The following is a 12,044-nucleotide window of genomic DNA, read 5'->3' as shown; positions in this document are numbered from 1 at the left end:
GTCTGACGAGGGCCAGTCTGCTAGACTGGCCCTCTTTTTCGTTCATTCATCTTGCAAAGGAGTGTTGGATGCCTGCGTCTTCCTGGTGGGACAAGTCCACCGGTTTTGCCCTGCTCACCATCTTGCTGTGGGCCTCCCTCGCCGCGCTCACCTCCCGGATCACCAGCGTCTCGCCGCTGGTGCTGGTGGGGCTGGTGCTGCTGTTCTGCGGGGCGGGCACCCTGCCATTCTGGCGCCAGTGGCGCGCCAGCCCTCTCACCTGGCTGGTGACCATCACCGCCCTGCTGCTCTATCACCTGCTGCTGTTCACAAGCTTTCGCCACGCCCCCGTGCTGGAGGCAAACCTCATCAACTACCTCTGGCCGCTGTGCATCATCCTGTTCACCCCCTTGCTGCTGCCGGGTCATCCCCTGAGCCTGCACCATCTGCTGGCCGGGGCCCTGGGTCTCGCGGGATCGGTGCTGGTGATGGTCGATGGTCACCTGCAACTGCAACAGGCCCATCTGCCCGGCTACCTGCTGGCCCTCGGCGCTGCCATCGTCTGGGGCGCCTACTCCGTGCTCTCCCGCCGCCTGCCTCCCGCTCCCGCCGTGGTCACGGCCGCCGCCTGCCTGCCCGCAGGGCTCCTGGCCCTGCTGCTGGCATGGATGCTGGAAGGCCCCTTGCCATTCGCCCGGATCCCCCTGGGGGACTGGCTGCTCATCGCCGGGCTCGCCCTCGGCCCCATGGGGGCGGCCTTCGTCACCTGGTATCTGGCGCTGCGGGACGGAGATCCGCGCCGCATCGGCGCGCTCGCCTACCTCACCCCCTTGCTGAGCACCCTGCTGCTGGTCTGGCTCAACGGCGAGGCGCTCACCCCGCGCCATCTGCTGGCGGGGGGGCTCATCATGGGCGGCGCCCTGCTCGGCCTGCTGGTGAAGAGCCCAAGTCAACGGGAGCTGGCACGGCCACTGTCATAAAAACGCCATCAGACCTGATTAAGCTCGCGCCCATTGCGTGATTCAAGCAGGAATCTGATGTGAAAATTGCCCATTTTGCCTCCCTCTCTTCCCTCGTCTTGCTGCTGGTGGCCGGTGTTCAGGCCACCGCGCTCTATCATGGCTGGCAACAATTCAACCACTCGGCCCAGGCCCAGCGTCTGCAGGAGCGCCTGCAACAGCAACTGAGCGGTCCGTTGCAGGGGGCGCTTCGCGACTATCTCGGCAGCGGGGATCCCCTGCTGCTGGCCCAGGCACAGGGAGTGCGCCAGCAGGCGCTGGCGCTGTTGTCCCGCCTGGAGGATCCCCAGACCCAGCCGCTAAACGCCCGGCTTGAGCAGATGAAAACCCGCATTGACGGCGACTATCTGGCGGCGGGCAAGCTCTCCGGCAACAGCCAGTGGTTGCTGCAAAATGCCGAGAACGAGTTGACCACCCAGGCCAAAGCCTTGCTCCGTTACGGCCAGCAGGGAGCAGCCGCCGGGCGGGATCCGGTCCTGGCCGAGCAGTATCGCCAGGGGGCGGCCGACATCCTGACCGCCCTCCCCTCCCTCGCCCACCAGCGCCAGAACTACATGGAGCAGGCGAGTGCCAAGCGTCTCGAAGGGCTGCAATTCGAGCTGGCTGCCCTGCAAAAGCAGGCCGACGCCCTGGCCGCCCTGCCGAGCATGGAGCTTTTCGAGGAGGCACCGGCCGACGAATTCACCCTGGGAGAGCCAATACGCAAGGAGCTCGGGGATCAGCCCAAAGCCGAGTTGACCTCCCTGCTCAAGCGCTATCCCCAGGAGCTGGAAAACAGCCGCAAGGCGCTGCAACAGCAGCAGGCCGCTCGTCAGATGGTGCAGCAGGACATCACCCAGCTGCTGCAAGCGGGGGAGCAATTGGGCGAACAACTCGCCGCCGCCCGTCAGACCATGAACCGGGAGCTGGCCACCGTGCTCGGCGTGCTGGCGCTCTGCCTGGTCGTGGTGGCCCTGCTGTTCGCCCTGGTGCAGCGTCGCTGGCTGGTCAGGCCCCTGCTGCAACTGCGGGCAGCCTTCCTGCAGCTCGACGCCACGGGTCAGGCCCAGCTGCTGACCCCGGGGCGCGAGCGCAACGAACTGGCGGACATCGTCGCGAGCTACAACCGCCTGATACAGCGCCTGCAACAGGATCAGCAGCAGAAAGAGGGCCAGCTATCGGCGGTGTCGCAAAGTCTGCAAGGGATGGTCAACCAGGTGCAGGAGATCCATCACAGCACCCGCACCACGGAGCAGGCGGTGGATGAGAGCGACACCATGATGCAGGAGCTCAACCAGCTCGCCAGCGAGGTGCACCAGGTCGCCGCCGAAATCGCCCAGCACGCCCAGCACAATGAACACTCCATGAGCCAGAGCGAGCGGCTGGTCGGGGGCATGCTGACGGCTACCGCCCAGACCGGGCTCGCCATCGACGAGAGCAGCGGCGCCCTGGCCCAGCTGACCCGCTCGGTGGAGGACGTGACTGCCATCGTCGACGTCATCGGCCATATCTCCCAGCAGACCAACCTGCTGGCCCTCAACGCCGCCATCGAGGCGGCCAGGGCCGGGGAGCAGGGACGCGGCTTCGCGGTGGTAGCCGACGAGGTGCGCCACCTCTCCGCCGACACCCAGCGCTCCCTCGGCCAGATCACCGAGATCCTGGCCAGCCTCACCCAGGCGGGGGATCAGCTCGCCACCGTGCTGGCCCGCATCACCGCAGAGGCCGCCGAGCAGCGCCAGCAGGCGGAGCAGCTGCGCCAGACCACCCTGACGGTGCGGGAGATGGCGCGCAGCACCGCCGTCATCGCCCTGCAAGGGGCCGACAATGCCAAGAGCCAGGAGCACAGGCTGGCGAGCTTCGCCGCCCTCATCGGTCGCATCAGCCAGCACGCCCGCCAGGGCAGCCGCCTCTCGGTACAGGTCTCGGAGCACATACACCACCAGGCCCAGCAGATCCCCCGGATCCTGAGCCAGGCCTGATAACCCCCGGGTCTGGTTCGCACCAGACCCGGGGCGCGTTCCCTGTCTACCTGCCCGCAGTACGGCCTTGCCGCAACCCTTCCCCTGATACTCCCGTCACGTCTTCACGGACGATGACGGGTTGCCTCATCCATTCAGTCACAGGCTCCCTCACCCCTTTCACATCTCTGGTCCCCCTGTCTGTCGGGGCGACGGCTCACGCTCACGACAGTGAGCATCCGGCCGGGTCCATCTTTTTTTGTGATACAAAATTATATGTTGCCACCGGGTTAACAAAGAAAGTTCTGCCTTGATGGCAAGATCTGCGCAGGAGAACGGTGAAATCACCATGAAAGCGCTGTCATTGCCGACATGAGCGGCCTGGGAGTGCCCACACCAAGAATCATGATTATTTGCACTCGGTCATATTTTTGAAACTTGGCGGGAACTTTACATTGATATTTCGCACCGCGAACGTACTCTTGGTGATGTCAGATCGCCAAGGATCGACAGCCAAAAAATAACGACTGTAACGATGCAGATAGCCCCGACCGATGCGCCAAGGCATCAGGCACAAGGGCTCGACAGAGAACCATTTTTTTGCCCTTCGGGGTGTTGATTGCAATGCCAATACCGAGCGGCGGGTGCCTACCCGGCTGCCGGATAAAAAAGCTAAGTCCATAAAATCAGGAGCAATAACAAATGGAAAAAGTGATCTTCAAGCGCGCCGCGTTGAGTGCTGCCGTGGTCGCGGCACTGGTCGCACCTGGCATGGCGTTCGCCGCTCAAGACATGATGAGCCCGGAATACGGCAAGTCCTACAGCGCCTTCATCGACGAAGGCAAGCTCACCGGTGGCCTGTTCTACTTCCAGCGTGAGCGTGATCGCGTCCAGGCCGGTCCGGGTCAGGATGGCAAATACCACTCCAACCTGAGCCATGCCACTACCCAGGCAGCCCTGAACTTCAACTCCGGCTATGCATGGGGTGTGGTCGGCGTCGACGTGGGCGGCTTCGGTGCCTACGACCTGGCCGTTGACGAGAGCAATGGCGTCAACGAAGAGAACGAGTTCTCCTTCTGGGGCGACAAGTGGGGTTCAGGTGGTGACGGCGTTCCCGAGAACGGCTTCAGCCTCTCCAACGCCGCCCTGAAATTCAAGTTCGGTGACGCCGTCACCGCCAAGGGTGGTTACACCCAGCTCTATGTACCCGGCATCCTCGGCGTCAACTGGTCCTATCAACCCGGTACCTACCGTGGTGGCCAGATCGAAGGCACCTTCGGCGGCCTCTACCTGACCTACGCCATCGCCGACGAGTACAAGGCTCCCTGGTTCAAGAACACCACCGGCTTCTCCAAGAGCAGCCCCTATGCCAGCGATCCCTTCACCGATGCGAACAAGATCGACTACATCCACGGTCTGGCCGCTCGCTACACCTTCGAGAACGGCACTGCCGTCACCGCCGGCTTTGGTCAGTCCGAAGGCTACATGGACAGCTACCACTTCAAGCTGGCCCACAAGTTCGACGTACTGGGTGGCCTGAACACCAGCTACCAGTTCTACGGTTCCGACACCGAGAACAGCGACTATGACGGCCTGGCCTGGCAACAAGCCCTGACCGCCAGCTGGGCAGCCGGCCCCTATGGCTTCCGTCTGGAAGGCCTGTGGACCAAGGCTGAAGGGGATCTGGGCAACTACCTGCCCCGTCTGACCCGCGGCTACGGCAACTCCCAGGGCGCGAACGAAATCTGGTGGGATTCCCGCTCCGACTGGAACCACAACGACGAGAAGGCCCTGTTCTTCGGCGTGACTCGTTCCCTGGATGATCTGGTGGGTGCACCGGGCTGGGGCGTGGGTGTCTCCGGTGCCTACGGCTGGGATGCCAACAACGGCGACAAGTCCCTGGAAGGCGGCAAAGAGTGGGCAGCCAACTTCGACGTCATGTACACAGTGCAGGACGGCAAGCTGAAGGGCACCCTGTTCAAGCTGCACTACACCGACTACAACAACGAACAGGACGACAAGGGCAGCTGGTACTACCCGAACATGTTCAGCTCCGAGCATGACGTCAAGTTCCACATCATCATGCCGTTCACCATCATGTAATCAGGCATCTGACGTGACCGAAAACCGGGCCTCTGGCCCGGTTTTGTTTTTGGTGGCACCACGCTACCATGCCAGCTTCGGGCCACCTGCCGGCCGTCAATCAGGACCATGCTCATGCCCCATCCCTTCGTGCTCGTCACCGGCTGCTCCAGCGGCATCGGCCTCGCCGCCGCAAGAAAGCTCGGCGCCCGGGGCTTCACCGTCATCGCTTCCGCCCGCAAGGCCGAGGATGTGGCCCTGCTGCAGCAGCAGGGTCTGTTGGCGGTGCAACTGGATCTGGCGGACAGCGCCAGCATAGAGCGAGGGGCGGCAGAGGCGCTGGCCCTGGCAGAAGGGCGCCTCTACGGCCTCTTCAACAACGGCGCCTACGGCCAGCCCGGTGCGCTGGAAGATCTGCCCACCGAGGCGCTGCGCGAGCAGTTCGAGACCAACCTCTTTGGCTGGCATCACCTCATTCGCCAGATATTGCCCCCCATGCTGGCGGCAGGCGAGGGGCGCATCGTACAGAACAGCTCGGTGCTTGGCCTGGTGGCCATGAAGTATCGTGGCGCCTACAACGCCAGCAAGTTCGCGCTGGAAGGCTATACCGACACCCTGCGCCTGGAACTCGCGGGCAGCGGCGTGCACATCAGCCTGATCGAACCCGGCCCCATCGACACCCGGTTTCGCGCCAATGCCCGGGAGGCCTTCCTGCGCCACATAGACCCCGCCACCAGCCGCCATCAGGACGCCTATGCCCAGACGCTGGCCAGGCTGGAGCGTGAAGGGGGTGCCCGGGGCTTTACCCTGCCAAGCGAGGCCTGCATCCCGCCGTTAGTGCATGCGCTCACGAGCAAGCGTCCCAGGCACCGCTACCCGGTCACCTTCCCGACCAAATTGTTTACCGTGCTGCGCCGCCTGCTGCCAAGCCGCTGGCTTGACAAGCTGCTGATCAAATCCGCCTGATAAAGGGGCCCTCGGTGGCCCTCCTCTTGACATGCACCTGTCTCAGCAACGATACCCGCTCAATAGTGCTGGCCGTTGCTGTAGTAGTGACTCTTGACGATGGGCAGCACCTGCACCACCACATAGGTCTGCTCCCCCAGCACCCCTTTCAGGTGGCGGGTGATGAGGGCGGCAGCGGCATCCTGCATCTCCTGCGGTCGTTCGAACCAGACCAGCTCCACGAAGGGGAAACCGGCTTCGGGCTGGCCATCTCGTACCCACTGGCTCGGCACGCACTCCAGGGTGATGAACTCCGGCTTGCCACCGGTCAGGGCGCAGAGCTCCGCCATCAGGGGGGCGCTTATCCGCTGCAGGGTGTCGACAGAAACTGCCCGAAAACGAAGGTGGGGCATGGGAAACCTCTTGGCTGTGACAAATGAAGACTTATCATAGAGCACTCATCCCGCTCACATAAGGTGCCTCATGAGATTCCATCCCACGCTGCTCTCCTTCCTGCTCTGCCTGCTGCTGCCGCTCCATGCCATGGCCGATCCGGCCTTTTACCGCATCAACAAGGGCAACGAACAGCACTGGCTGCTGGGGTCCATCCACGCGGGCAAACCCTCTCTCTATCCCCTGCCGGACCCGGTGGAGCGCGCCTGGCAGCAGAGCCGCGCCCTGGTGATGGAGGTGGACATGACCCACATCAGCCAGGAGCAGTGGCAGGAGATGGGCGCCATCACCCGGCTCGTCGACGGCAAGACCCTCAAGGATCACCTGCCCATCGACCTCTACCGTCGCACCCTCATCGCTGCGGGCCAGAACGGTCTGAACGAGAGCATGCTGGCCCCGCTGCGTCCCTGGTTTGCGGCCATTACCCTGACCCAGGCGGCCCTGGAGCGCACCGGCTATCGCGGTGAATACGGTGTCGACCAGCACTTCGCCAAGCGGGCGAACGACGGCGGCAAGCCCATCGTCGGGCTGGAGACCCTGCTGGAGCAGCTCGGCTATCTCGCGAGCGTCGGCGACAACCAGACCCTGATGCTGGAGAGCACCCTGGACGAGCTGCCCGACATCCAGCAGGGGTTCGACGCCGTGATGACCGCCTGGCAGAACGGGGATCAGGACACCCTCATCAATCTGCTCAGGGAGGAGATGGCGCCGCCCAAGCTGCAAGCCTGGCTGGAACAGACCCTGCTGGCAGAGCGCAACCGCAACTGGGTCAAGAAGTGGCCCAGCCTGCCGAACGAGAGCTTTATCGTGGTAGGGGCCCTGCATCTTTACGGCGAGCACGGGCTGCTCGCCCTGCTGGAGCAGCAGGGCTGGCGCATCACGCCCCTCACCGAACCGACCCTGGAGAAGGCAAAATAGCGTCCAGTCCGGCGACCTGACGCGCCGGATGCGCGTCGGCTCACAGAATTTGCTGCCGATTAAATAACCAGAGAGGGAGTTGATCGAGATCATCCCCTCCCTCCTGAAGAGGTATCTATCATGCCTGTCACCGCCCAGTGACAGGAGTGAACGAGATGGAATTCTGGATGAACCTGATGTTCGGCAACAGCGTGGGGCTGATGTCCATGCTGGTGATTTTCGGCACCTTCCTGCTCATCAGCGCCTATGCGGTCTATTTCATCTACAAGGTGATGCACGCAGAGCCGCCCAAAGAGGGGCAATAACCAGGCTCGCTCAGACCGCCTTACCCGGCAGGGGCCTGGGCCTGCGAGCGTTGCCATTCTAAGGCCCACCAAGGCCCGCTATACTGGCTCCCTCATTTTCATGCGGGGAGCCTGCCGTGTCTCATAACGACGAACTCTCACTGTTCCTGCAGGAAGTGGCCGACGTGCGGCCCCTTCGCAGCGACCATATCGCCCCCGTTGCGGGCAACAACCAGCCCACCGAGGCGCAACTCGCGCGCCGGGAAGCCGCCACCGCCGAACAACTCACCCTGGATCACCTCGGCACGGAAGCAGTCGAGATGCTGGACCCCCATGCCATCGTCGGCTTCAAGCGTGACGGCGTGCAGGAGGGGGTCTACAAGAAGCTGCGCCTTGGCAAATACGAGCTGCAAGGCTCCCTCGACCTGCACCACAAGACGCTCAACGAGGCCCGTATCGCCCTGGTGCAGTTCATTGCCGAATGCGAAGTGCGGGATATCCGCTGCCTGCTGATCCTGCACGGCAAGGGGGAGCGCAGCACCCCGCGTGCCCTGCTCAAGAGCCATGTCAGCGCCTGGCTGCCACAGTTGCCTTCGGTGATGGCCATGCACAGCGCCGAGCGCCGCCACGGCGGCAGCGGTGCGCTCTACGTATTGCTGCGCAAGAGCGAGCGCAAGAAGGCGGAAAACCGCGAACGGCACCAGAAGCGCCTCGGCTGACTGCCTGAGGGTGGCACCAGGATGGATGGCAGTGCTAGCATCGGGCGGCCCCGATCATGCCAGGTACGGGGTGCATACCATCAGGGACGATAACAAGGACAATCCCATGTCATACCAGAAACTCGAACAACATCAGCAACAACTGCACCGCCTCTCCCACCTCTCCGCCATCTGCGGCTGGGATCAGGCCGCCATGATGCCGGAGGGGGGCAACGAGGCCCGCGCCGAAGCAATGGCGGAGCTCGGCGTGCTGATCCACGGCAAGCGCACCGCCCCCGAGCTTGGGGAGTGGATTGCCAAGGCAGAGAGTGAACCGCTGGACGAGCACCAGCGTGCGAACCTGCGGGAGATCAAGCGCCAGTGGCAGGATGCAAGCCTGCTGCCGGGGGCGCTGGTGGAGGCGCTGTCGCTCGCCGGCAGCAAATGCGAGCACGCCTGGCGTCGCCAGCGCAAGGAGAACGACTGGGCAGGTTTTGCCCCGAACCTCGAGGAGGTGGTGCGCCTGTCGCGGGAGGTGGCGACCTTGCGCGCCGACGCGCTCGGGGTGCGCCCCTATGACGCCATGCTGGCGCTGTACGAGCCCGGCATGACGAGCGCGAGGCTGGATCAGATCTTCGGCGATCTGACGAGCTGGCTGCCCGGCCTCATCCAGACCGTGAGCGAGCGGCAGAAGAGCGACACCCTCCTCACCCCGCAAGGCCCGTTCCCGGTTGCGACGCAGCAGGCGCTCGGCCAGGAGGTGATGGGACTGCTCGGCTTTGATTTTGCTCACGGCAGGCTCGACGTGAGCAGCCACCCGTTCTGCGGCGGCGTGCCGACGGACGTGCGCATCACCACGCGCTACAACGAGCAGGAGTTCGTCTCCAGCCTGATGGGCATCGTCCACGAGACGGGCCACGCACGCTACGAGCAGGGCCTGCCGCGCGCACTGCTCGGCCAGCCGGTGGCCGAGGCGCGTTCCATGGGCATTCACGAGAGCCAGAGCCTGTTCTGCGAGATGCAGCTCGGCCATCACCCCGCGTTCCTCGCGCTGATTGCGCCGCGCATTCGCGCGCACTTCGGGGCAGAGGATGCGCTCGCACCCGCGAACCTCGAGAAGCTGTACAACAGGGTCGAGCCCGGCTTTATCCGCGTCGATGCGGACGAAGTCACCTACCCGGCCCACGTCATCCTGCGCTACGAGCTGGAGCGAGACCTGATGGAAGGGCGCATCGAGGTTGCGGACATCCCCGAGCTGTGGGACGCGAAGATGCAGCAGTGGCTCGGCTTGTCCACGAAGGGCAATTACCAGAACGGTTGCATGCAGGACATCCACTGGACGGACGGCTCGTTTGGCTACTTCCCGAGCTACACGCTCGGCGCCATGTACGCGGCGCAGCTGCGCTTCGCACTCGAGCGTGAGCTCGGCGACATGGGCACGCTCGTAGAGTCCGGCCGCCTGCCGGAGATCTTTGGCTGGCTCGGTCGCCATATCTGGTCCCAGGGCAGCCTGCACTGCACGGACGAGCTCATTCGCCGCGCGACCGGTGAGGCGCTCAATCCCCAGTGGCTGCGCAAACACCTCGAACAGCGCTACCTAAAATAACCGCTCCCGGGCGCGCCCCTCGTCGCGCCCGCTTTTCCCCTGCCCGACTATTTTTGCTATTCCTGTCCGTTTTTGGCTAGTCACCCCTCTCGCCCCCGCTTAGTCTCTGGGACATGCCCACAGCAACCCGAGCCATGCCATGACCACAGCGCCCCCGCATTCATCCCAACGGGACGAGATCATCCCGGGTCTCACCCGGGAGCAGTGCCACGCCGCACGCCTCGCGCGAGACGCGCGTTTCGATGGCCGCTTCTTCACCGGGGTGCTCTCCACCGGCATCTATTGCCGCCCCGTGTGTCCGGCGCGGGCACCGCACGAGCACAATGTGCGCTATTTTCGCTTCGCGGCGGCGGCAGAGCAGCACGGGCTGCGCCCCTGCCTGCGCTGTCGCCCCGAGCTCGCACCGGCCCAGAGCGGCGATCTGCCACCGCTCGTCGCCCAGGTGCTGGCGCGCATCGAGCGCGGCGAGCTGGCGGAGCACAGCCTGGGCGAGCTCGCGGCGCAGGCCGGGATCACGGAGCGCACCCTGAGGCGCCAGTTCGAGCAACATCTCGGCGCCTCGCCGAAACAGGTGGAGCAGACGCGCCGCCTGCTGCTTGCGAAACGGCTGCTGACGGAGACGCGCCTGCCCATCACGGACGTGGCGTTTGCCGCAGGCTTTGCGAGCATTCGTCGCTTCAACGACGCCTGGCTGCAGGCGTATGGCATGACGCCGGGCGCCCTGCGCAAGCAGGAAGGGGGTGCGCCGCAGGAGACGCCGCAATCGAGCCTGCAACTGCACCTGCTGTATCGCCCGCCGTTCGACGTCCAGGCCATGCTCGCGTTCTACCGGTTGCGTGCCATTCCGGGGCTGGAGCGGGTAGATGAGCACGGTTACGAACGCCGTCACCGGGTCGGCGAGCAGGAGGGGCTCATCCGCATCGAGCCCGTCGAGGGGGAGAGGCTCAGACTCACGGTGCGGGATCTGCCGCCGGGTGCGCTGCCGGACATACTGTACCGCGTGCGCCGCATGTGGGATCTCGACGCCGACATGGGCCGCATCGGCGAACACCTGGGGCAGGATCCGCTGCTCGCCGGCATCCAGGGACGATGGCCCGGGGTGCGGCTGCCGGGGGGGTGGGATGAATACGAGGTGATGCTGCGCGCCATCGTCGGCCAGCAGGTGTCGGTCAAGGGTGCCATCACCATCATGGGGCGCCTGGTGGCGCGCACCCAGGCGCAGTTCGGCACCGCGCAGCTGCCCACCCCGACCCAGCTGTGCGAGCTGGATCTCGACGGCATCGGTATGCCGGGCAGCCGCATCCGAACCATGCAAGGGCTTGCCTCGGCCCTCGCAAGCGGCGCGCTCACCCTGGGCAGCGCGAGCGACGAGCAACTGCTCGCGCTGCCGGGCATAGGCCCCTGGACTGTCGCTTACTGGCGGCTGCGCTGCGGGCTCGACACGGACGCCTTCCCCGCCTCGGATCTCGTGCTGCAAAAGGCGCTGGGGGGCGGTGACAAGCTGCCGGTGAAAGAGGTGACAGCGCGCAGCGCCCCCTGGCAGCCGTGGCGCGCCTACGCCGCGAGCTGGCTGTGGCACGCCATGAGTGAACAACCGGCGCTGCTCACCCGGCCAACACAGACACAAGACGAGGAGAAGAGCCCATGATCCGCTATGACATGATGCCCACCGACCAGGGCGAACTGCTGGTCGCCATCGACGAACGCGGTCTGGTGCACGTGGACTTCCTGGCCGGACTGCGGCCGCTCCCCGACATGCAGGACTGGCAGCAGGACGGCGAGGCGCTCGCCCCCTTCCTCGCCGAGTTTCGGGACTACTTCGCGGGCCGGTTGCAGCGCTTCACCCTGCCGCTCGCCCCCAGGGGCACGGCGTTTCAGCAAGCGGTGTGGCAGGCGCTGTGCGACATCCCCTACGGGGAGACCCGCAGCTACGGCGACATCGCCCGCGCCATCGGCAAGCCAAACGCGGTGCGGGCGGTGGGTGCCGCGAACGGCCGCAATCCGCTCTCCATCATCATCCCCTGCCACCGGGTGATCGGCCAGAATGGCAGCCTCACCGGCTATGCGGGAGGCCTGCCCATCAAGCAGGCACTGCTGACGCTGGAGAGGGACTCTCGTTGATC

At 64.9% G+C, this 12,044-nt stretch carries 11 protein-coding genes; 10 read left to right on the top strand and 1 reads right to left on the bottom strand.

The genetic code is table 11. From position 1 onward, the window contains the following. Positions 1-68 precede the first annotated feature (68 nt). From C2U30_RS19965 to C2U30_RS19950, 4 genes are all read left to right on the top strand, one after another. Positions 69-959, top strand: coding sequence for a DMT family transporter (locus tag C2U30_RS19965; protein WP_103244395.1), 891 nt, complete (start codon positions 69-71; stop codon positions 957-959). A gap of 59 nt (positions 960-1,018) precedes the next feature. After that, positions 1,019-2,956, top strand: a complete 1,938-nt coding sequence (locus C2U30_RS19960; protein WP_103244394.1) for a methyl-accepting chemotaxis protein — start codon at positions 1,019-1,021, stop codon at positions 2,954-2,956. 681 nt (positions 2,957-3,637) lie between these two features. Further along, the gene (locus tag C2U30_RS19955; protein ID WP_010673291.1) at positions 3,638-5,038 is read left to right on the top strand and encodes an OprD family outer membrane porin; all 1,401 of its coding nucleotides are present in this window, start codon (positions 3,638-3,640) and stop codon (positions 5,036-5,038) included. A 114-nt stretch (positions 5,039-5,152) separates the two neighbouring features. After that, positions 5,153-5,983 (top strand): SDR family oxidoreductase, encoded by an 831-nt coding sequence (locus C2U30_RS19950; protein ID WP_103244393.1) that lies wholly within the window; start codon positions 5,153-5,155, stop codon positions 5,981-5,983. Between the two features lie 59 nt (positions 5,984-6,042). Here the strand turns inward: C2U30_RS19950 and C2U30_RS19945 are convergent, their stop codons facing one another. Continuing rightward, the gene (locus C2U30_RS19945; RefSeq protein ID WP_103244392.1) at positions 6,043-6,375 is read right to left on the bottom strand and encodes a DUF1904 family protein; all 333 of its coding nucleotides are present in this window, start codon (positions 6,373-6,375) and stop codon (positions 6,043-6,045) included. A gap of 70 nt (positions 6,376-6,445) precedes the next feature. Here C2U30_RS19945 and C2U30_RS19940 point away from each other — a divergent pair, with 70 nt between their 5' ends. From C2U30_RS19940 to C2U30_RS19915, 6 genes are all read left to right on the top strand, one after another. After that, complete coding sequence (locus C2U30_RS19940) at positions 6,446-7,333, top strand: TraB/GumN family protein (RefSeq protein WP_041211227.1); 888 nt, start codon at positions 6,446-6,448, stop codon at positions 7,331-7,333. Positions 7,334-7,488: 155 nt separating this feature from the next. Then, on the top strand, positions 7,489-7,638 hold the full coding sequence (locus C2U30_RS19935) for a DUF3149 domain-containing protein (protein ID WP_010673287.1): 150 nt from the start codon (positions 7,489-7,491) through the stop codon (positions 7,636-7,638). 116 nt (positions 7,639-7,754) lie between these two features. Next, entirely contained in the window at positions 7,755-8,336 is a 582-nt protein-coding gene (smrA, locus tag C2U30_RS19930) for a DNA endonuclease SmrA (RefSeq protein WP_042074873.1), read from the top strand. Between the two features lie 106 nt (positions 8,337-8,442). Beyond that, the gene (locus tag C2U30_RS19925) at positions 8,443-9,921 is read left to right on the top strand and encodes a carboxypeptidase M32 (protein ID WP_199767303.1); all 1,479 of its coding nucleotides are present in this window, start codon (positions 8,443-8,445) and stop codon (positions 9,919-9,921) included. 139 nt (positions 9,922-10,060) lie between these two features. Beyond that, positions 10,061-11,569: an AlkA N-terminal domain-containing protein gene (locus C2U30_RS19920; protein WP_103244390.1), complete on the top strand. Its 1,509-nt coding sequence runs from the start codon at positions 10,061-10,063 to the stop codon at positions 11,567-11,569. Next, positions 11,566-12,042, top strand: a complete 477-nt coding sequence (locus C2U30_RS19915; protein ID WP_103244389.1) for a methylated-DNA--[protein]-cysteine S-methyltransferase — start codon at positions 11,566-11,568, stop codon at positions 12,040-12,042. Before C2U30_RS19920 ends, C2U30_RS19915 begins: the two co-directional genes overlap by 4 nt. Positions 12,043-12,044: the final 2 nt, after the last annotated feature.

Origin of the sequence: Aeromonas sp. ASNIH5 (assembly GCF_002902865.1) — a bacterium.
GTDB classification, from domain to species: domain Bacteria; phylum Pseudomonadota; class Gammaproteobacteria; order Enterobacterales; family Aeromonadaceae; genus Aeromonas; species Aeromonas caviae.
This window is presented reverse-complemented; position numbering and strand designations above follow the sequence as displayed.